The 20,952-nt window shown below is 42.4% G+C and carries 17 protein-coding genes; 5 read left to right on the plus strand and 12 right to left on the minus strand.

Features of this window, described 5'->3' with window-relative positions; translation table 11 throughout:
- Window positions 1-20 precede the first annotated feature (20 nt).
- Together NIASO_RS00950 and NIASO_RS00955 are read left to right on the plus strand one after the other, a co-directional pair.
- The gene (locus NIASO_RS00950; RefSeq protein ID WP_025298587.1) at window positions 21-1,202 is read left to right on the plus strand and encodes a glycosyltransferase; all 1,182 of its coding nucleotides are present in this window, start codon (window positions 21-23) and stop codon (window positions 1,200-1,202) included.
- A gap of 19 nt (window positions 1,203-1,221) precedes the next feature.
- Complete coding sequence (locus NIASO_RS00955; protein ID WP_008581812.1) at window positions 1,222-2,430, plus strand: glycosyltransferase; 1,209 nt, start codon at window positions 1,222-1,224, stop codon at window positions 2,428-2,430.
- An 8-nt stretch (window positions 2,431-2,438) separates the two neighbouring features.
- Here the strand turns inward: NIASO_RS00955 and NIASO_RS00960 are convergent, their stop codons facing one another.
- The 6 genes from NIASO_RS00960 to NIASO_RS20580 all read right to left on the minus strand — a co-directional run bounded on the left by NIASO_RS00960 (window position 2,439) and on the right by NIASO_RS20580 (window position 7,992).
- Entirely contained in the window at window positions 2,439-3,176 is a 738-nt protein-coding gene (locus NIASO_RS00960) for a polysaccharide deacetylase family protein (protein WP_008581811.1), read from the minus strand.
- A gap of 22 nt (window positions 3,177-3,198) precedes the next feature.
- Window positions 3,199-3,972, minus strand: a complete 774-nt coding sequence (locus NIASO_RS00965; RefSeq protein WP_008581809.1) for a glycosyltransferase family 2 protein — start codon at window positions 3,970-3,972, stop codon at window positions 3,199-3,201.
- 42 nt (window positions 3,973-4,014) lie between these two features.
- Complete coding sequence (locus NIASO_RS00970) at window positions 4,015-4,839, minus strand: glycosyltransferase family 2 protein (protein WP_008581807.1); 825 nt, start codon at window positions 4,837-4,839, stop codon at window positions 4,015-4,017.
- A gap of 380 nt (window positions 4,840-5,219) precedes the next feature.
- The gene (locus NIASO_RS00975) at window positions 5,220-6,368 is read right to left on the minus strand and encodes an acyltransferase family protein (protein WP_025298589.1); all 1,149 of its coding nucleotides are present in this window, start codon (window positions 6,366-6,368) and stop codon (window positions 5,220-5,222) included.
- 182 nt (window positions 6,369-6,550) lie between these two features.
- The gene (locus NIASO_RS00980; protein ID WP_008581804.1) at window positions 6,551-7,399 is read right to left on the minus strand and encodes a glycosyltransferase family 2 protein; all 849 of its coding nucleotides are present in this window, start codon (window positions 7,397-7,399) and stop codon (window positions 6,551-6,553) included.
- Entirely contained in the window at window positions 7,396-7,992 is a 597-nt protein-coding gene (locus tag NIASO_RS20580; RefSeq protein ID WP_316929397.1) for an acyltransferase, read from the minus strand. The genes NIASO_RS00980 and NIASO_RS20580 overlap by 4 nt, the downstream gene beginning before the upstream one ends.
- 164 nt (window positions 7,993-8,156) lie before the next feature.
- Here NIASO_RS20580 and NIASO_RS19535 point away from each other — a divergent pair, with 164 nt between their 5' ends.
- Both NIASO_RS19535 and NIASO_RS00995 read left to right on the plus strand, forming a co-directional pair.
- On the plus strand, window positions 8,157-8,735 hold the full coding sequence (locus NIASO_RS19535) for a gluconate 2-dehydrogenase subunit 3 family protein (RefSeq protein ID WP_008581802.1): 579 nt from the start codon (window positions 8,157-8,159) through the stop codon (window positions 8,733-8,735).
- A 7-nt stretch (window positions 8,736-8,742) separates the two neighbouring features.
- Window positions 8,743-10,410: an FAD-dependent oxidoreductase gene (locus tag NIASO_RS00995; protein ID WP_008581799.1), complete on the plus strand. Its 1,668-nt coding sequence runs from the start codon at window positions 8,743-8,745 to the stop codon at window positions 10,408-10,410.
- A 58-nt stretch (window positions 10,411-10,468) separates the two neighbouring features.
- On the opposite strand, the gene NIASO_RS01000 is transcribed toward NIASO_RS00995, so the two are convergent.
- From NIASO_RS01000 to NIASO_RS01015, 4 genes are all read right to left on the minus strand, one after another.
- A complete protein-coding gene (locus NIASO_RS01000) occupies window positions 10,469-11,800 on the minus strand; it encodes an oligosaccharide flippase family protein (protein WP_008581798.1) in 1,332 nt (443 codons plus the stop codon).
- A 65-nt stretch (window positions 11,801-11,865) separates the two neighbouring features.
- Window positions 11,866-12,741 carry a beta-1,6-N-acetylglucosaminyltransferase gene (locus NIASO_RS01005; protein ID WP_008581796.1) on the minus strand — a complete coding sequence of 292 codons (876 nt, stop codon included), beginning with the start codon at window positions 12,739-12,741 and terminating at the stop codon, window positions 11,866-11,868.
- 157 nt (window positions 12,742-12,898) lie between these two features.
- On the minus strand, window positions 12,899-14,323 hold the full coding sequence (locus tag NIASO_RS01010) for a hypothetical protein (protein ID WP_025298591.1): 1,425 nt from the start codon (window positions 14,321-14,323) through the stop codon (window positions 12,899-12,901).
- Between the two features lie 496 nt (window positions 14,324-14,819).
- Window positions 14,820-16,175: a hypothetical protein gene (locus NIASO_RS01015; RefSeq protein WP_025298592.1), complete on the minus strand. Its 1,356-nt coding sequence runs from the start codon at window positions 16,173-16,175 to the stop codon at window positions 14,820-14,822.
- A gap of 645 nt (window positions 16,176-16,820) precedes the next feature.
- On the opposite strand from NIASO_RS01015, the gene NIASO_RS01020 reads away from it, so the two are divergent.
- On the plus strand, window positions 16,821-17,684 hold the full coding sequence (locus tag NIASO_RS01020; RefSeq protein WP_168128479.1) for an ATP-grasp domain-containing protein: 864 nt from the start codon (window positions 16,821-16,823) through the stop codon (window positions 17,682-17,684).
- On the opposite strand, the gene NIASO_RS01025 is transcribed toward NIASO_RS01020, so the two are convergent.
- Together NIASO_RS01025 and NIASO_RS01030 are read right to left on the minus strand one after the other, a co-directional pair.
- Window positions 17,681-19,273 carry a hypothetical protein gene (locus tag NIASO_RS01025; protein ID WP_008582167.1) on the minus strand — a complete coding sequence of 531 codons (1,593 nt, stop codon included), beginning with the start codon at window positions 19,271-19,273 and terminating at the stop codon, window positions 17,681-17,683. The two genes, NIASO_RS01020 and NIASO_RS01025, sit on opposite strands and share 4 nt — an antisense overlap.
- A 129-nt stretch (window positions 19,274-19,402) precedes the next feature.
- On the minus strand, window positions 19,403-20,464 hold the full coding sequence (locus NIASO_RS01030) for an RluA family pseudouridine synthase (protein ID WP_025298593.1): 1,062 nt from the start codon (window positions 20,462-20,464) through the stop codon (window positions 19,403-19,405).
- Window positions 20,465-20,952: the final 488 nt, after the last annotated feature.

Consider the following 20,952-nt stretch of genomic DNA (forward strand, 5'->3'; position numbering starts at 1 on the left):
TTTCGGAATATATAATGGATGTGAAAATAGCTATCTCGCTAATGGTAATATGGACTACGATACAGGTTATTATAGGAATGTATTTGGTACTTCCTGTTTTGTTTTATTTACTTTTTATTGTTCTGAAAAAAAAAGGGCCCGAACCTTTGCCGTCCGATTCGTTTAATGAAAATATTGCAATTATTGTAACAGCTTATCACGAAATTGCTCATATCCCGGATACGGTTGAATCGATCCTGAATTCAGACTATTCAAATTTTATTTGCTATGTGGTCCTGGATAATTGTGATGATATATCGTCCCTTCATTTCGAAGACGGCAGGGTAGTTTTGCTAAAACCTCCAACTGTCCTGGGCGGAAATGTGTATTCTCATTTTTATGCTATTGAGCATTTTGTCCGGCCGCACCGGTATTTTACAATTATAGATAGTGATAATCTGGTAGCGAAAAATTATCTTACCGAAATTGCCGCCAGCCTGCAAAAGGGTTATACTGCTGTGCAGGGTATCCGTGAGGCCAAAAATTTAGATACGCAATATGCTTGTCTGGATGCGGCCAGGGATCTGTATTATCATTTTTACGATGGGCTGGTGTTATATCGCATCGGCTCTTCTGCAACGCTTGCTGGTTCGGGCATGGCCTTTGAAACGGCGCTTTACAAAGAATGTTTGGGGCATAAAGATGTATCGGGTGCCGGGTTTGACAAAGTATTGCAATATGAAATAGTGAAAAGAAAGGTACGTATTGCCTACAACGACCGTGCGGTGGTATATGATCACAAAACGGCGCACCCGGCGCAATTGGTAAACCAGCGTGCCCGATGGATCAACACCTGGTTTAAATATTTTAGCTATGGTTTTGACCTCCTGTTCAGGAGTGCAAAATCCCGAAGCTGGAATCAGTTTTTGTTTGGAACGGTTCTTTTAAGGCCTCCGTTGTTTATTTTGCTCGCTATTGCATTTTTATTTGCAGCAATTAATTTAATTTTTGATCCCTATGCAGCGCTTCTGTGGGCGGGCGGTTTTTTGCTGTTTGTGGTGGGATTTGCGTTGGCGTTAGTTTATTATAAGGCCGATAAAAGAATTATCCGCGCGCTGAAAAGGATTCCTTTTTTTATCTATTACCAATTTGTTTCCCTGTTTTATTCAAGAAATGCCAACCGGCGATCTGTAGCCACCCGGCATTTTACAAACCATGAATGATTTTGTTAAATAGTATTTTATGCTAAGGGGTAAAGATATTATCATCGTGGGCCAGCAGCCGTGGGACACGGAAATTGGCAGTAATTGCAAGGATATTGCATTGGAACTTAGCAAATACAACAGGGTGCTTTATGTAAACTCCCCTCTTGACCGTATTTCAAAATGGAGGAACAAAGATCAGCCGGCAATAAAAAAAAGAATTGAGGTGATTGCGGGCGTCGCTTCGGGAATAATACCGGTTACTGAAAGTTTGTTTAACCTGTACCCGGATTGTATTGTAGAATCCGTTAACTGGATCCCGTTTACTCCCCTTTTTCGGAAAATTAACCGGCTTAATAATAAAAGATTTGCGCGATCCATTTTAAAGGCGATTGATCAGTTGGGGTTTAAGGACTACCTGTTGATTAATGATAGTGAAATGTTTAAAGCGTTTCACCTAAAGGAGTTTTTAAATCCGGTGCTCTCTGCTTATTATTCCAGGGACAACCTTATGGGCGTTAATTACTGGCGAAGGCACGGATTGCAACTGGAACCGGAGCTGATCGCTAAAAGTGACCTGTGCCTGGCAAATTCCGAATACTTGCGCGCTTACTGCGGAAAGTACAATCCCGATTCCTACTATGTTGGACAGGGATGTGATTTTACTTCTTTCAATGAAGCGCCGCGTGCTGTGCCCGGGGAAATGCAGGGTATCCCAAAGCCGATCATTGGCTATGTGGGTGCTTTATGGACTACACGACTTGATCTGCCGTTGCTGGAAAGTATCGCAGATAAAAGAAAGGACTGGAGCTTTGTTTTTGTAGGGCCGGAAGATGAACATTTTCAAAGAAGCAGGCTGCATCATATGTCCAATGTGCATTTCTCCGGGGCTAAAAAGCCTGAAATGCTGGCTACTTATATCAGCGCTTTTGATGTGTGTATGAACCCGCAATATGTGAACCCGATTACCATCGGCAATTATCCCCGGAAGATCGACGAATATTTGGCAATGGGCAAGCCCACGATTGCCACGCTTACTGAATCCATGCTTTATTTTAAGGATTATGTAGCGCTGGCTAATAATGAGCAGGAATATATTGATGGCATTGAACGCCTGCTGGCAACCGACGGCGCCGGATTACAACGTGACCGGAGAACCTTTGCATTGTCTCATAGCTGGGAAAATAGCGTGGAATTAATGGCACAGGCATTTGCAAAAGTTGCTGTTCAAAAGGGGAAAATACTCTAGTTACCTGATTATTTCAACTTTAACCGGTGCACGATATTTTTTGCTATTTGTTTATAAAACTTGGGTTGAAACCTGCGGGTGAGAATATCGATAAACCCGGCAACGCCTGTGTCAGGCAAAATGTCGATACGGTTCAGCGCATAAATATTAGCAGAAGAATTATTGCGGGACCAGTTTGTAGTAAAGGCTGCCTTGTACCCGTTTTTCTTTAAGTAGCCCACATCGCGTTTTTCGCGGTGCTCCAGTTGCCCAAACGGGTAGGCGAAAAATTCCGTTTTTTTCCCAAGCTGGTGCTCCAGGTCTTCTTTGGATTGCCTGAATTCTTTTTCTTTTACAGCCGCTGTGATATGCCCGAATGATACATGATCGTATCCGTGCGAGCCAAAAGTGATCAGGGGTTCCTGGTCCAGTTCCTTTATTTCTTCCCAGGTCATGATGGTTGTTTTATGCGCGCCTCCATCCCAGGTATTGTAGTTTCCAACATGATGAGTGGGTACAAAGATAATCAGGGGAACTTTGTATTTTTTTATAATGGGAAGCACCAGTTCCCTAAGGCAAACATAGGCGTCGTCAAATGTAACAGTGATATACCTTTTTTTATTGGCCCCGTCAATTTCCGCAATATATTCATCTGCCGCCACCGGATTGAAATGTTCGCTGATGTATTTCATCTGCGCCTCAAAATCAGACAGCGATACGGTGTTGAAGTCTTTCTCCGGAGCAATGTTGTGGTACATTAAGATCATAATAACCTTTTGAGCAAAGGTGCTACATTTTTTTTAAGAAGAGGTCATAATTGTATTTCAGATGTCGATACAGGTGCCTGATGACCGTTAGTGCAGCGTTATTGGAAGTGGAAATACTCTTACGCACCATGGTGCTCGGCTCCTGGTCCGAGTTTTCATGATCGAATAATTTTCGATAATCATTATAGAAAAGCGTTTTTCCTTTTTTTCTGAAATAGGAGATACACATCCAGTATTCCGTCCGATCACCGGGAATACCTTCCCGGTAGTGACCAAACTTTTCGAGAAAATTATGGCGCCGCAGATGCGGAAGGTCAGAGTAATTATAAATCTTCGTATACTTTAGTGCAAGCGGGGCGTAATAAGTCAGCGAAAAATCCGGGTCTTTCGGAAAAGGCTTCATATAAGGATAACGTGAATGTGAAAAGAAGCGGGTCATGTCTATCGAATGGTCCGCTTCCATATATTGAAGTGCGCGCCGCAATTCCCCCGGAAATAATGGATCGGGCAGGAAATCTTCCTGTATATATAATACATAAGGTTTGCTCGTAGCCAGGTGGCCTTTATTCATGTTATTGCCTAACCCTTTATTGACGGGAGTGGTAACGAATTTAAAATCATATTGGTTTTTGAGTTCGCTAATATAAGAAATATGTGGCTCAGGACTGCCATCGTCCGAAACGATAACTTCTCCAAAACGACAACCAATCGCCTGCAAGGACGCTAACAAGCGCTCCAGCGATTTACTGCGTTTGTAATGGGTGATCAGCAGGCTAACCTGGTCAAAATGAAACATAAATAAGATTTGCGGCTTCAGTCAATAATAATCGGTGCTTGTTTATTCTTTCGTGGTATCGGGTGGGGAAATGGTTAATCCCTTTCGCAGTTGTTTTAATTCTTTTGTCCATTTCCACAATTTTACTTTTAGATGGGCCTGCCTCAGAACCCGTGCAAGCGGGTCTCTCCGGTCGCGCCACCTGTTAGTATCCCGGATGATAACGCTCGGTTCATCCGTTGTGTTAACCTGGTTAAAGATCCCGCTAAAATTAGTATGATACAAACTTTTGGCCTTGTTAACGATAAAGGAAAGGCTCATCAGATATTCGGTACGGTCGCCCGGGTAGCCCTCAACATACCGGCCAAATTTTTTAAAGAAATCGCTCCGGCGCAGGTGGGGATGATCACTATAGAAATAAAATTTTATGTGTTTGTAATGGATCATGTTCGGCTTAAATACCTGTTCGTAAAACTCCCCGTCATAATACTTCAGGTATGGGTACCGTTTGTAAGCGTAAAAGCGCACCATGTCCCACTGGGGTTCCCTTTCCATAATGGCCACTGCTTTTACAAAAGCCTCCGGGAAAGTGTCAAAAGGATCAAAATCTTCCTGAACGTAAAGGGTTAGCGGTTTAGTAACGGCATCCTGGGAGCGGTTGTTATTGACCCCTAATCCTTTATTTTCAGGAGTGGTCAACAACCGGAACCCGAATTTTTCCTGGAGCATTTTTATATAATCCAGGTGCTCCTGGGGACTTCCATCGTCAGAAACAATAACTTCTCCGAAAGTACAATTAAGCCGTTTGAACGATTCTAACTGACGCTCCAGGGATCTACTTCTTTTGTAATGCGTAATTACAAGGCTGACATTTGGGAAATGGTACATATAGGGTAATTAAAAATGATGGATTTTAGCATATGGTAATGCAATTATGAATGCTCCTGCACCACAATTGTTCATAGTATACTTTTTACATCTCCGATATTATTTAGAGCGCTCCGCATATTACAGTTATTTCAGTTAGTATAACGTTAATTAAATTTCTTCAAAAACAACAGAAGCCTCTGTCCTCAGTAACCCTAACAAAGATACATATAACTATTTTCTTTTTTGTTTTTTAAACTCAATTCTTATTTGATTTAGCGCCTGTTTTAAAATTTATTTGCAAACGGAATATATCGATCTGCGATAACCGGAGCTATAATCGCAAAATATAATTTTTAAACACAAAAAATTATACCGCACCATTTCTGAAAAAATAAAGGCTAAGCAAAGCTTCGTTTTAATTTCAGGAAATATTTTTCGATATATTGATAGCTTAGTATTGCAATTAACAGGGTCAGCAAAAAGCAAATACTGTCATCGATGAAAGCTTTTTCATATACATTTTTTATCGTAAAGGGAAATTTTACATACCCATATTCGATACTCGCTAATAATGGGTAGTGATATAGGTAAATGCCATACGACCTTTTGCCAAGATATACAAGCGTTTTATTATTCAATATTTTGTTAAGGCCGCGGTTTTCTACATTTACAGCGTTGACTATTAGTATAGAAGCCATTATTGTAATCAAGTAGAAATTCAGGTTTAAAAAATACTTTGTATTGAAAAATAAAAAATAACCAAAAAGGATAAGGGTTATGACCAATGAATATCTATTCGTATAAATTTTATTTATAAAGCGGGTGATTTTTTGGGTTTTTGGCGATCCGGTGTAAATGCGGTTATAAGCCATGTTAAAAAACAAGGCGGTATAACACCCAAAAAATATCTCAAAGAATCGCCAGCCAAAAAATTTATAGTATCGGTCTTTTAAAATAATACTGCTGGCAATCAATAACACCAGGAACAAAATATTAAAGGTGGGAAAAGTATCCAGTAAATTCTTTTTACTGCTGAATTTGGTATAGTAATGGAATGCAAATAGCAACACAAAAGTATAAAGCAGGTAAAATTGTTCTTCAACTGCTAGGGACCAACTGTGCCCAAAGAATACCGGGAACTGTAAGTTTTTGAAAAAATGTAAAAAAAGCGGTACAATATCACCGGTATAAGTTACCAGAAAAAAGCTGTTGGATAATGCTTGCGTCTTATCTGCGATGAAATAAATAGGAATCACCATCAGAATCAGTGCTACTCCTATGGCAGGGAAGAGCCTTAATGCACGGTTTAAATAAAATCTTGACTTATTGATGGTTCCTGTTTGGAGGATCTCTTTAAGGAGTATAGTTGTAATTAAATAACCAGACAGTACAAAAAAAACATCTACTCCATAGGTTCCTCCCGAAAACTGGAAAGGGCTTTTATCTACAGATAGCTGCCTTGAGATTTCCGAGTGGCATAGGAAAACGGCCAATACAGCAATTGCTCTTATCGAATCTAACCGGGGATAATAAGTATTATGACTCATTTTAGTAACGCAGTTATTGCTCATCACATAAGGGATGATTTTTCAGGTCATGAATGACTGGTTGCCCGCTAGTAAGTTACTAAATTTAATTGATTTATTATTGAGTCTTTAAATATATTTTTTTCAATATACCCGCCCGTGGATTTTGGAAGCAGGAAGGCTGCTCTTTATGCAATAATTGCTCACTCGATGATGTTTTCCTTCCGGTCTTTGTAATGGTTTTCCTTTGTAAAATAGTATTTCAATCCTTTGAGGTTTGCGAAGGCTCTTTTTATAAAACTGTTAAAAAAGGAGCCATCCTTGCCCACCGTTCCGTATCCTGTGATCACCCTTGCGGCCCGGTTTCGCAGGAAGAAAAGCCGTCCGTATTTTTTCAGACCGAGCGCCATCATCCCGTCCTCGCCGCGTTTAATGTGAACGGGGAAGCCTACCTGTCTGCCCCATTCCGTGTGGTAGCCGAATACCATGCCTCTTACGCTAAGTTCCGGCCGGCGGGCGGATTGTATCCGCAAATGAATGTCTCTCAGCAGTTCATAAAGTTTTACTCCCAGCCAGGAGTGCTTTTCATCTGGCATGTAACTCCATAATGAATAAACGCCGGCTACGCCCGGTTGCTCAAGGTGGCTGACCATCAGTTCAATATACCCGGGGGGGTACAGGGTATCGGCATCTATGCAGATGTAGTATTTTCCGCGGGCATGATTTAAACCGCATAGGCGGGCATAGCCCGGGCTTTGCTTCAACTCATTATAATAAGGAAGACCAACAGCTTTATAAACGTCTTCAGTATTGTCTTTTGAATTGTTATTGACGCCTATGATTTCAACAGGATATTTGCATTGCGACTCGCTTAGCGACCACAGGCAGCCCAGTAATCTTTTTCCTTCATTGTAGGCGATGACCACCACGGATACCAGTGGCTGGTCGTTTTGCAGTTGTTGCAGGTTCTCTTTTATGGTAGCTATTGTTGCGGCAGGTGCGGCTTCAAACGGCTTTTCGTAAACGGATAAATATTTTGAATACCATTTCATCTGTTCGTTATTTGCCGGGAATTTTCTGCGTATTTCTTCCAGGTATTTTCTTCTCTGTTGTATTGCTTAATGATTTTTCCGGGATTGCCCACTACCACAGAATAGGGTGGAACATCCTTGGTAACCACACTGCCGGCGCCAATTACGGCATGTCGCCCGATCCGTATTCCGGCGGTTATGGTGGCATTTGCGCCGATCCATACATCATCTTCAACAATTATTTCCCCGGTGGTAATGCCCTGCTGTACGGGAGCGATGGTGACATCCTGGAAATTATGATTAAGGCCGGAAAGGACAACATGCTGGGCAAAAAGCACATTGTTGCCCACCGTTACAGGACCAATAACGACATTGCTCAGGCCTATGATCGAATTGCTGCCGATCCGTACCGCTCCAACCGTATTGTTGATGATGGAAAAATCTTCAATAATGGTTCTATCGCCAATGCTGCAGGAGTTATTCGGAAGGAGATCCAGGCGCACGGATTTTCTGATCAGCGCTCCCCGGCCTTTTTTGCAGATAAAAGGGATAACAAATATCCTGAACCAAAGGCGCGGCCGGTAATCATTTTTGGGCATCATTAAACGATACACTTTCTTTTTTAATGATGGATTATTTAGTATACTGCTTCGGAGGCCCATTCCCGCAAAAAGATGTTAGTTGATGAATTCATAAAGATATTCAAAAATTGTTTTTTAATTGAAGAATTTTAATTTTATTTTGTAGTCAAAACCAGGGGGATTAATATTTATCCTTTATGAATCGGAGAACTGCAGTTAAAAGCATTTTTATTTATGGGGCAGCAATCGGGGGTGTTGTTTCGGCGTATGAATTTTTTAAGCTGAACAGGAAAGTTGATAAAGAATACATTCAGTCCCGGAAAAAACTAATTGAACAACTTACAGAACTGATTATTCCTGCTACAGATACGCCGGGGGCGCGGGAAGCAGGGGCCGGGGACTATGTTGCACGGGCTGTTTCAGAAAATTTATCCAGGAAAGACGCAAACAATTTTATAGACGGATTGAAAGAACTGGAACGGCTTTCGAGATCAAAAAAGAAAAAGGATTTCCTGGAATGTTCAATGGAAGAGCAAAAAGAGCTTTTACAGATAATAAAGGCGCCCCCTTTCTATGGTAATAATAAGACTGTGAAGAAAATTGACCGGAAAATTTTAGGCGCTTCTTTTTTCGATACCCTGAAGCAGCAGACCGTTATTGGCTACTGTACTTCTGAACTGGGCGCCACCAAAGGAATGAACTATGATTATATTCCCGGTCATTACGCCGGTTGTATTCCACTTGAAAAAGGACAAAAATGCTGGGCTACAAAATAGATGCTTTATGTATTATGATGCAATTGTGATCGGTTCGGGTATTAGCGGAGGCTGGGCGGCCAAAGAACTGTGCGAGAAAGGACTGAAGACCTTGCTGCTGGAGCGTGGGCGGGATGTAAAGCATGTTACCGATTACACTACGGCCATGTTAAACCCATGGGATTTCCCCAACCGGTTGCAGCAGACCCAACGCGACAGGGAGGAGAACCCGGTGCAATGTAATTTTTATAATGAAGGTTCCAAAGCTTTTTTTGTTAAGGACCGGGAGCACCCGTATATACAGGAAAAACCGTTTTTATGGGCGCAGGGAAACCAGGTGGGAGGCCGGTCGTTGGTATGGGGGAGGCAATGCTATCGCTGGAGTGATCTTGATTTTGAAGCCAATACCAGGGAAGGCATCGGGGTAGACTGGCCGATACGATACCAGGATATCGCTTCCTGGTATGATTATGTGGAGCGTTTTATAGGGGTGAGCGGGAGCAAAGAAAATTTGCCCCAACTGCCGGATGGCGTATTTCAGGATCCGATGCAATTGAATTGCATTGAAGAGCATCTGAAGGCATCGATAAAAAAAAATTATGAACAGCGCCTCCTGACGATTGCGCGCGTGGCCAATCTAACCAGCCCCCTTGGCAGCCGGTATGCCTGTCAGAACCGGGATTTATGTAACCGGGGCTGTCCTTTCGGAGCCTATTTTAGCAGTAATAGTTCTACGATTCCAGCGGCATTAAATACGGGAAATCTTACGTTGCGACCTTTTTCGACCGTTACTGAAATTATTTTTGATGACGTCACACAAAAAGCCAAAGGCGTTCGGGTAATTGATACCATTAGCCTGCAGACGGTAGAGTTTTTTGCAAAAATTATTTTTTTAAATGCTTCTACCATCGCGTCCACAGCGCTTTTATTGAACTCTACTTCGAAAAGATTTCCGCACGGTATGGGAAATGATAGCGGGGAACTGGGGCACAATTTAATGGATCATCATTCCTCAGCAGGCGCAGCCGGAGCGCACGACGGATTCCAGGGTTCGTATTATAAAGGGCGAAGACCTTGCGGATTCCTTATTCCACGTTTCAGGAATATTGATAGCAATAAAACCGCTGATTTTAAAAGAGGCTATAATATTCAGGGAGACGGGGAGCGCAGGGAATGGTTCGATACGGCTGGCGATACAGCCGACGATTTTGGCGCTTCTTTCAAAGACGCGCTTACAAAGCCCGGCCCCTGGTCTATATGGATGGCGGGCTGGGGCGAATGCCTGCCTTATCATGAAAATAAGATCAGCCTGAGTAAGGAGAAAAATAAATGGGGGATCCCAATTGTGAAAATTGATTTTGAATTTAAGGATAATGAGAACAAGATGATGAAGGATATTCAGCAGTCCTGTGCCGAAATGCTTGAAAAAGCAGGATTCAAAGATGTAAACTCCTTTAACTATCACCGGCCAGGCGGAGGCACCGTGCATGAAATGGGCACCGCCCGCATGGGAAATGATCCCAGAACTTCTGTACTAAATAAATTTAACCAGGTGCATGCGGTCAAAAACCTGTTCGTGACCGATGGAAGTTGTATGACCTCCTCTGCCTGCCAGAACCCTTCCCTTACTTATATGGCGCTAACGGCCAGGGCCTGCCAGTATGCATTTGACCAGCTTAAAAAAGGTGAACTTTAGATAGGGGCAAATGATTTAAGTGCCGAATATCGGTCTAATAATGAGAGATTAACCCGGTTTATGCAGCTCGTTTTTTAAAAATATAGCTGCGGATAAATTCAGGATAAAACTTCACCGCATAGATCCAGGGATTAAAAAAATTGATGCTAAAAAGCCTTTTTAAAAGGATCTGCGATACAGTGAAGGAAATAACGCCTGCCGCTAATGTGGCGTAGGCCGCTCCCATAACGCCCCATATTCTTATAAAAAATAAGTTAAATAATATTACCAGGAAGGTGGACAGCAGCATGGTATAAAAATTGATCTTGGCCCTGCCGGTAGCGGCCAGTATAATGCCGCTTTGCCGCCCGTACGGAGAAAACACACATCCTAACAGGGTTACATGCAAAAGCGAAACGGCGCTTTCATATTTCCCACTGGCGATGATGATCAAAATGTATCTAGAAAAAAAATACATGAACAGTATGGCTGGAACTAATAATGCGAGCACCACACCTACTGATTTTTCATACAAATATTTGATCGCCTCACTGCCTTCTTCTTCAAACCGTTTTGAACTTTTAGGAAAAACAATAGTGGCCATGCTGTTAACGGGTATATCTGTAATACTGGTTATACGCACCGCAACATTGTAGGAGCTGCTGGCCGATTTGGAAAGCATGGATCCCAGCATCATCTGGTCCACAGATCCGGATAACGAAGAGCTCAGTGAAATGCCAAATGAATATTTGCCGAAATTTAAGATCTTCTTTATCCAGCTTTTATCCACCCGTTTTTTAATACGGATATATTTTGCCGTAAATGCGTAGGAAATAATTGCCGCCCCGGTAATGGAAACAATATTCATCACCGCCAGGTGAACCGGCGTAATGGTTATTTTCCTGATAAAACAAAACCCTATATAGAAAAAGGGAATAAGCTGTCTGAACAGCGTAGCGCTGGAAACCCCTTTGAACTGGAAGTGCGACTGCTCAATGCAATTCACCTGTGATGTAAAACCCGAAATAAAAAAAACAATGATGTAAAGATTAATCATCAGCGGCAGCTCGGGCGAATGCCAAATATCGCCGGCATAAGAAGAAAAAATAAGACAAAAAACAGATACAGTAATAGCCGTGCATAAATTAATTAGCATTGCATTAAAACTGATCACACTTTTGGTGTTTTCATCGGCCGCGGATAAATATTTTATGGTAGCTTCCTGGGTAAGGCCGTTTTTTGCCAGTTCCACAAGTGTAATGATGCTGTTAAAAATGATCCAGACTCCATATTCCTCTTTATTCAGCATTCTGGTTAGCATGTAAAAGGTAAGGAGGCTGAACATAATACCGGTAATACTTGGTAAAATGTTAAGGACGCCGTTTTTCAACCAGTAATTTTTATCTGTCATTTTGGATCAATACGTTTATTTGCCTGGAAAATTTATTTCGTTTTTTAAATAAGCGGCCGGGTACGCTATTGGTTGTCGCGGAGAAGTAGTCTTTTATCAATAAGGTCAAAAAGCTCCCTGTCAGTTTCCATATCCAATTTTCGTGCAAAAAAATGTTCGGATTGCTCCAGGGCAGCAAAGTCATTTTTTGTTAATGTTTTAGGATGCGCGTTCCCTTCCGACCAATCGATATAGCGCAGGTTGTTATTAATGGCAGTTGTTGTAACCGGTGCGTTCATGATAATCGTGGGGAAAACGATCTCATCAATGCCCCAGGTAAATTTTGTAAACTGCTGTAATACGCGGTCATTGAGGATCCTGTCCGCTAAATGAGTCGCCGTTTCCGCATTTATCGTCCACCAGGTAGCACAGTTGCCTCCATATAAAGACCAATGGGCTGGAATACGCCGTTGGGGCATTACCCGGTTTACGAGTCGCTGCACAAGGTACTTACCTCTAAAACTAAATTCATTAAAATGGTAGCGGCGAAACCGCTCCCGATTTTCCTGCCACCATTCACCGCCCTCTGTTTCCTTAATAAAGTGGATAAAGTTTTTATCAGGGTTGTTTTCTAAATAGCATACAAACCGGGCTACAGGTTTAATAGGATAGTCCTGAGCGCTTAAAAGATTTACATAATCGTACGGCACGCCGGAGGACGCTATTTCTTTAATGGCCCTGGCCACTGTCAATACCGTGGTAAATCCGCCCCAATGCACGGCTGTTCTGTTTTTGATGAACGTAACATTTGGTTGGTTATCCAGTAAATCCCTGAAAGGGGCTTCAGCTACTTTCTTATCAATGTGTATAAAAGAACGGCATGCCGGGTGCGACAGCGCCTTCACTAATCTTTGCAGTTGCAAAGGATTTTTATGTGCCAGGATCAAATTGCAAATCTGCATTACAGCCTTTTTATTACGTTATGGTAGGGTGCGTCAATCCCAGCGAAAGTAAGACAGAAATTGCACTTTTAAGATTTAATCTGCAATGAAATACTATGTTCCCCATTGATGGGGCATATAAAAGTTGCCTGCCCCGGACGGGCAGTTTAGGCACAGCTTAATTAATAACGGCGCCCACCCCGGGGATTTTTGAATTGAGATTGGTACTGTTTACTACTGCATCGCCCAGCGCGGCTTTGTAGAAATTATTTGAATTAACAGTGATCTTTGTATCAGACATATCGTTGATCAATTCCGCATCATTGTTTGCGAATGCAAGGTTGTTGTAAAACTCCAAGGTTCCATAAGTATTGTAAAGATCCAGCAGTCTGCCGGGAAATGAACTAAGGCTGGTGTTCATCTGGCCTGCGGTATTATTATATACTTTTGCATTGGCGGGTTTAAAAAGCGGGCTTGCCTTTACATAAGGAGGTACTTGAACCTCAAAGGCGCTGTATTTACGGCTGTTGTACACTATATTGTTGTAGATCTCGACTGTTTTGGGAGACGATACACTATAAAGCCAGGCCCTTATAGCATTGCCCTGATGGTTTTTTACGGTGTTATTGTAAAATTTACCATTGCCGGAAAGCATAAAGATCCCGTTGTGATTGTCATTTTGGCTATTAATATTGTTGATAAGATTATCGTGTACATTATAGTCTTCACAAGCGCCCAGGGAAACCACGATCCCGATTCCCGGAGAATTGATGCAACTGATATGTCCTACCTCAACGTTCCTTAAAAGACCAGTGAAATTGCTGTTGCTGATATCGCCGGGCAGATTGATAAAGGTGTTAATGTTTTCTCCGTCAAGGTTGAGGAAAGCAATATTGGAACGGTAGGATTGGGCCGAGCCGTCGTACACCAGTTTATCCAGGTCATTATAATAGATTACGTAATCCCCAATATTCTTAAACAGCATATTTTGAAGGGTGAAATTATTGATGGAGCCCGATAATTCAACGGCTCTGTATGCACTGTTGGTAAAAGCAAATCCTCTGTCCGTAGGAGAAGTTCCTGCACCCGAAACGGTAACATTATTTAAATTGGACAGCCGTAGCCATCCTCCGCCGTTTAATGTGACTAATCCGCTGTTGGAAAAAGTAACTCGGATCCCATTGGGGACGGTTACATTTTTAATGGTGATGCTGCTATAGAGACCACCTTTTATTTGCACGATATCACCATTTTGGAAATTGTATTTTGCGCCGTTCACAACAAAATTGTTTCCATCAATAGATAGGTCGCCCGCACCGATCCCCACAGTGATTATTCTTCCATTTGTTATGGGCGGGGGAGGGGGGGCTGCGGGAGTGCCACTGCCACCACTGCCGCCACTGCCTGGGTTGTTCACTTTTGCTAATGAATCTGCAATGCGGGTCGAATCAGCAATACGTATAGAATCTGAGCGCAGCAAGGAATCTTTGATCTTGGTTGAATCTGTTTTTAAAGAATCGCTGATTTTGCCATTGTCGTGTATTTTAACGGAATCTATAACCTTGCCCGGCAACCCGCGATCCGGAACTTCATTATTGTCCAATGTTGAAGATTTTTTACAACTAAAAAAAATAACACAGCTAATGAATGACGATAACAAAGGGATATAAAACTTGCTTTTGCGAAGAATAGATAATGTAAGCACTTGTCTTATTTAAAAATTAAAAATAGAGCGTCAAAAAATTTAATACAAACCAGTAAGGCTATATGTTATTCTTTATATATGTATAAATCCCTACTTATATTTTATTATGCTATAGCAGTCCAAATCCCATGCCAATTATTAAAAAAAATAATAATTCGAATTATTTTTACATATGTATACTGCAATAAATATAATTGTGCTATAAAAATAGCAGGCAGAAGAATGGTTTATCGGATTTTCAGATTTTATAACCAGATAAGTTGTTTAATGCGGGCTCTATGTTTTGGTTGAAATAACAGGGATTTGTAAAATCTTATTTCTAAAAACAACTGTGATCCTTGCAAAACGAATCAAATGGTAGTTTAATCCAAACGCCTGCGTTGGACTAGTATTATTAAAATGCGGCAGTGGCGCCCACCCCGGGGATTTTCGAATTTAGATTGGTACTGTTTACTACGGCATCGCCCAGCGCGGCTTTGTAGACATTATTTGAGTTAACAGTGATCTTTGTATCAGACATATCGTTGATCAATTCCGCATCATTGTTTGCGAATGCAAGGTTGTTGTAAAACTCCAAGGTTCCATAAGTATTGTAAAGATCCAGCAGTCTGCCGGGAAATGAACTAAGGCTGGTGTTCATCTGGCCTGCGGTATTATTATATACTTTTGCATTGGCGGGTTTAAAAAGCGGGCTTGCCTTTACATAAGGAGGTACTTGAACCTCAAAGGCGCTGTATTTACGGCTGTTGTACACTATATTGTTGTAGATCTCGACTGTTTTGGGAGACGATACACTATAAAGCCAGGCCCTTATAGCATTGCCCTGATGGTTTTTTACGGTGTTATTGTAAAATTTACCATTGCCGGAAAGCATAAAGATCCCGTTGTGATTGTCATTTTGGCTATTAATATTGTTGATAAGATTATCGTGTACATTATAGTCTTCACAAGCGCCCAGGGAAACCACGATCCCGATTCCCGGAGAATTGATGCAACTGATATGTCCTACCTCAACGTTCCTTAAAAGACCAGTGAAATTGCTGTTGCTGATATCGCCGGGCAGATTGATAAAGGTGTTAATGTTTTCTCCGTCAAGGTTGAGGAAAGCAATATTGGAACGGTAGGATTGGGCCGAGCCGTCGTACACCAGTTTATCCAGGTCATTATAATAGATTACGTAATCCCCAATATTCTTAAACAGCATATTTTGAAGCGTAAAATTGTTGATGGTTCCCTCAAGAATAACTGCCCGGTAAGAATTGTTTAGAAACGCAAATCCCCTGCTCATACCATTCACACCGCCGCCGCTTACGGTAACATTATTTAAATTCGATAATGTCAGCATTTTATCTGTTCCGTCAAGGCTGATCAATCCCGCGTTTGCAATGGTTACCCGGTTGCCGTCAGGAACAGAGATATTTTGAACGGAAATAGAATTGTAGGAGCCTCCCTGAATTTTTATGCTATCGCCATTTTGTAAATTCATTTTTGCACCATTCATCACGAAGTTATTTCCGTCAATAAGAAGATCTCCCGATCCTTTGCCTACAAGGAAAGTTCTCCCCTGTGGGGTTACTGTTACTGGTGGGGCAGGCACCACCGGTTGGGTAGTTGTTGAGGAATCAGCTTTAGGCGGATGGTTTGCCGCAAGCATATTACCCCCTTTATTGCAGGCGAACGAAAAAGCCGTTAAAAGGAAAATAGCAAACAAATTAATTTTTGAAAAAGAATAAATTGTACGTGAAGACATTTGCTTAAATTATTGATTTTGAATGCAAAGGAACGAGAACCTTCCGATGATTCTTAGAAAAAACATATTAATAATTTTTCTAAACGGTGCAAAATTATCATTTATTGTCTTAACTGGAAATTATTTTTTTATAATATAATTAATATACTGATTCTAAACTAGATGTAATTATACAAAATATTTCGAAAAATGTGGCATCCGGCACCAGATAATTTAACAAAACGGTATTACGCTTTAACAAACAGTATTACCCTTAAAACGACTATCTTCGTGGTGGTAGTGCTTAACCGGTATAAAACACTGGTATTTAAATAAGCCCGTATAACTACACCAAATTATTAACGCATTATGTCTTCGGTGCTGATTGTTTGCAGGGGGAATTGGGATACCTGCACTGAAATTCCATATATCCTGAAAAAAGGGGGCTACAGTAGGGTTGATATATATTGTTCTGATCAGTCTTGGTTGATCTGTAATAAATTTTATGATACATGGTATAAAAGCGAAACCAGTGATCAAAAGTTTATAGAAGGTCTCCGGGGCGTTTTGAATCAACACCCATATGATTGGGTAATTCTTGGAGATGAGATTGCGCTCAATTTATTTAATCACGAAATAAAGACGGATAGTGAATTCCTGAAAATTATGCCGCTTACAAAGCCGGAACACCGGTGGGTATTGTCTTCGAAGATCGGATTATCCAGGTTTTGTAAAAAAAATAACATTCCTTGTCCTGGATACCAGGTATATGGTAAGGAAAGTGATTGTGAGAAAATAAAAAATGATCTTCGTTTTCCGGTTGTTATTAAGGCTGATTTTGGATGGGGTGGGGACGGCATGTTCATTTCCGAAACATATGACACTTTTGTTAGGGCGATTCATAAACTTCCAGTACATAAGCATGTCCTGGTGCAGGAATATATTGAGGGCACCGAATTTCCTGTAGAAGCCCTGTTTTCCAATGGGAAGCTGCTAATGTACCAAACTTCATCAATCAGAAAGTTCAGCGGCCACCGGTTTTCGTTCACTACCCAGCGGGATTATTTTCCCTGCCCTGACCTTAAGGATTATTTGGAAGACCTGGGTGAAAAACTTGGCCTGAACGGGTTTACTAGCATCGGTTATATGTTTGATCCCCGGGACGGGACCTATAATTTAATTGAAGTAGATATGCGCCCTAATTCCTGGACGGCGATGGGCCGCTTTTTATCTCCGGACCTGCTGGACGCCATTCGTTATTTATCGGAGAAAAACCCTGCAGTGCCCTTTCAGCAAAAGGGGATGAAAAACAAAACAAAACACCTGGCTTTGTTTTATAAAGATTTCCGGAGAGCTTACTGGGAAAAAGATTGGAAAACTGTTGTCTGGTGGATCTTTGATGTTAAGGGTTTCTGGCGGTACATACCCTTCTATGATTCTAAATTATTGAGAAAAGTGACTTTCAGTATTTTTAATGAAATTTTTCTCGCCTACAAGGCTAAATATTTCCCCAGAAAAACCAAACCCTAGTTGATAGCATCTGTCTGAAGGAAAACAGGTTTTTCCGAAACATCAAAATGTACAGTTCCCTGGCTGATCGTCAGGCTTTGCGTTGTGCCCTGGTTACTACCCGGTACCAATGAAGTTAATTGTGCACTTTTTGCCGCAGGGATGGATAGGGTATAGCCCGGCACCTTATAATCTTTACTGGTTTTTGCCCAAACTACATATACTCCTTTTGAAGAGGCCACATCCTTAAATTTATAAACAAGTACATTAGGGTCGGTTGAATTTTGAGATCCCATAAAATGCATATTTGTTAAAACATTCTTTAAGGTATAAACATAATACCAGGATTTTTTGGGAGTAAAATCTCCTTTAGGACCCATCAGACCAGTGCTCGAAAACCAGGTTTTATTATTGGGATCATAATCTCTCGACATATACATTTGAGCCCGGTCAACACCGGCCGCCGCAAAGGCAAGATAAGCGCGTACCAGCCAGATAGCCTGTATTTCCTGCATATCCATGGATCCGATAGGAGGGGGCGCCAACACAGATTGCGGATTCGTGTCCCAGCCAAATTCAGAAACCCATACTTCTTTGCCGGGAAGGTTCTGATCCCGATAGGCTACAACGGCTGCCAGCTTTTCTTTAAAACGGGCGTCTTCGGGGCTTAGTGCAGGACCGCCGCCCTGCCAGCTCTGCCCATCTTTAAAGGCATAAATATGAAAGTTTAAAACGTCGGCGGCAAATTGTTTATCCTTCCGGTTCGCTTCAAACCAGGACTTCATCCGCTTAATGTAATTGATATCTACGTTGGAAAGCCCGCCCATTACCAGTTTTAGCGAGGGGTCAGCGTTTTTAATGCCGTATTGCTTGCCAAATTTGTTCAGGGTATTGCAGTGACCGTCATAATCGGCGCTGGCCATAGCGGCGTATTCTTCGGGGAGAAATTCGGCATCGCGCCCGCTCCAGTTTTTATCCTGCTCATTCCAGTCTTCAATATAATTCAGGTAATTTAGTCCCGAAAGCCTGGGTTGACCTGCGGCCAGTAAAAGATTCGCATCCGGAACCTTAACGCTTCCATATCGTGCAGCGAACTGGTATAGATGATTTGCTTTTGCATAATAGGAATAAGGCGATGTGGGGTCTGCACCAATTGCGTCCAATGGTTTATTGTCTGAGTTATAATCGCCGCTATGCGGCAACCAGTTCACGGATCCTTGCAAACAGGGAGCCACCTGAACATTGTTTTGTTTTAAACCCTGGTAAAAATCATCAAAACTCCACCCCGGATAACTGGGGGCAAATTTTATTTGATTGTTAGGAAAGCCGGGATAGTTACTGGCGCCATCACCTTCATCCCAGGCCCAGTTATGGTATTCCCGTATAAATCCGACAGCCGCTAATTTATCTACCGGGTCGTCAATAAATGCATTTGCCCCGATAAAACGATCCATTGTTGTAACGGTGGTCCCGGGACCTACTGAGTCATTTCCAGCCGGAACTCCGGGAGCAGGCGCTCCTCCTTTAGTTTCTTCTCCTGAGCCTCTGTGGCAAGAGAATAAAAGGATGGTAACAAGACTCAAGACCAGCAGCGGTTTGTTGGTTTTCATACCTAAAGTTAATGATTTTCTTTCGACCTATTATATTTTAGATATATATATGGAAGTGGCTCCAGGAAGTATTTTTGGCCGGCAGAGCTAAGTTGTGCGCTAAAAAACGACCCCCTGTATTTCAATGGCTCATTGCTCCCTGCCCGTATACCTACTCCATTTTTCAATAACCTGCTCCATATCCTGGGGCAGGGGACTTTCAAACAGTATTTCCTGTTCCGTATCCGGATGTATAAACCCCAGCGTTTTGGCGTGCAATGCCTGTCTCGGGCACAGGGCGAAGCAGTTCTCCACAAATTGTTTGTATTTGGTGTAAACGGTGCCCTTTACAATTTTGTCGCCGCCATAAAAATCATCATTAAAAAGCGGGTGGCCTATATATTTCATATGCACCCGTATCTGGTGGGTACGACCTGTTTCTAAGATACACTGCACCAGGGTTACATAGCCAAAGCGCTCCAACACTTTATAATGGGTAATAGCCTCCTTACCGTGCTCCCCCTCAGGATAGGCCTCAAATAATTTGCGGAAACGCTGGTGCCGCCCCACATGGGCAATAATGGTTCCTTCATCAGCCTCCATATCGCCCCAAACGAGGGCAATGTATTTCCGGCTTACGGTGTGGTCAAAAAATTGCTTCGCCAGGAAACGCATAGCGTGTTCCGTTTTGGCAAGCACCAGTAAGCCGCTGGTATTTTTATCGATGCGATGCACCAGGCCAAAACGGGGTAGGGTTGTTTCAGTAATAGCTGCGTTCTCCTGCTGCAGGTGATAGGCTACGCCGTTTAAAAGCGTGCCGTCGTAGTTGCCCGAACCTGGATGCACCACCATACCCGGCGTTTTATTAATGATCATAACGGCATCATCCTCGTATTCGATATTCAGGGGTATATTTTGCGGAACGATATCGCTTTCATCCGGCGCAGTGTCTGTGTACACCACAATTTCCTGTGCGCCCTTTAACTTGTAATTGGGTTTTATTTCTTTGCCATCAACCAATACCATTTTATTATGGATGGCCTGCTGGATCTTGTTGCGGGTGGCCCCCTCAATCCGGTTCATCAGGTATTTGTCGATCCGGAAAGGCTCCTGTCCCTTATCCGTTTTGTATATAAACTTCTGGTACAGGGCATCGTTGCTTTCCGTTCCTTCCGTAAAATCCCCGGGTTCTTCCGCGCTGTTTATTAACATTGATTGATCCATTGATTCCGGCAAAGGTACTGCATCTGTCGTATCTTGTATTAAAAGACGAGCGCGTGAATTTGAAAGCTGCCATAAATCCTCCAGAGACGGACACAGTTCCATCGTTCTGCGTAGCAGCATGATTTAGGATACAATGAAAATGATCCACATAGATCAGCGGCCAAAAAGTCTCCCGGAGATTGCGCAGACTTCCGCAGAAGAAGGAAGTGTAATCCGCGCCGCGCCATCGGCTCCCGATTTATCGGGATGCGCGTCATGCTAAGCGCTAGATTCAATCTGCTGGAACTGCAACTACAACAGCATTTGAGCCATTCCCGCTCCGTTAGGAGCGTTGTGTTTATAGCAATCGCAATGGTATTTGTTCGGGCTGTTTACGCGGCCCCGCTGAGGCGGGAGAGCCGATGCGTTGCGTAGATGATCATGAATACTATAAACACGCGGCGCTTACAGCGCCTGAATCGTGTTCTTTATCTTGA

Origin of the sequence: Niabella soli DSM 19437, from assembly GCF_000243115.2 — a bacterium.
GTDB classification, from domain to species: domain Bacteria; phylum Bacteroidota; class Bacteroidia; order Chitinophagales; family Chitinophagaceae; genus Niabella; species Niabella soli.

Coding starts and splice junctions, on each gene's coding strand:
- NIASO_RS00955 (WP_008581812.1), top strand. CDS start 1,222: ATGCTAAGGGGTAAAGATATTATCATCGTGGGCCAGCAGCCGTGGGAC.
- NIASO_RS00960 (WP_008581811.1), bottom strand. CDS start 3,176: ATGATCTTAATGTACCACAACATTGCTCCGGAGAAAGACTTCAACACC.
- NIASO_RS00965 (WP_008581809.1), bottom strand. CDS start 3,972: ATGTTTCATTTTGACCAGGTTAGCCTGCTGATCACCCATTACAAACGC.
- NIASO_RS00970 (WP_008581807.1), bottom strand. CDS start 4,839: ATGTACCATTTCCCAAATGTCAGCCTTGTAATTACGCATTACAAAAGA.
- NIASO_RS00975 (WP_025298589.1), bottom strand. CDS start 6,368: ATGAGTCATAATACTTATTATCCCCGGTTAGATTCGATAAGAGCAATT.
- NIASO_RS00980 (WP_008581804.1), bottom strand. CDS start 7,399: ATGAAATGGTATTCAAAATATTTATCCGTTTACGAAAAGCCGTTTGAA.
- NIASO_RS19535 (WP_008581802.1), top strand. CDS start 8,157: ATGAATCGGAGAACTGCAGTTAAAAGCATTTTTATTTATGGGGCAGCA.
- NIASO_RS00995 (WP_008581799.1), top strand. CDS start 8,743: ATGTATTATGATGCAATTGTGATCGGTTCGGGTATTAGCGGAGGCTGG.
- NIASO_RS01000 (WP_008581798.1), bottom strand. CDS start 11,800: ATGACAGATAAAAATTACTGGTTGAAAAACGGCGTCCTTAACATTTTA.
- NIASO_RS01005 (WP_008581796.1), bottom strand. CDS start 12,741: ATGCAGATTTGCAATTTGATCCTGGCACATAAAAATCCTTTGCAACTG.
- NIASO_RS01015 (WP_025298592.1), bottom strand. CDS start 16,175: ATGTCTTCACGTACAATTTATTCTTTTTCAAAAATTAATTTGTTTGCT.
- NIASO_RS01020 (WP_168128479.1), top strand. CDS start 16,821: ATGCCGCTTACAAAGCCGGAACACCGGTGGGTATTGTCTTCGAAGATC.
- NIASO_RS01025 (WP_008582167.1), bottom strand. CDS start 19,273: ATGAAAACCAACAAACCGCTGCTGGTCTTGAGTCTTGTTACCATCCTT.
- NIASO_RS01030 (WP_025298593.1), bottom strand. CDS start 20,464: ATGTTAATAAACAGCGCGGAAGAACCCGGGGATTTTACGGAAGGAACG.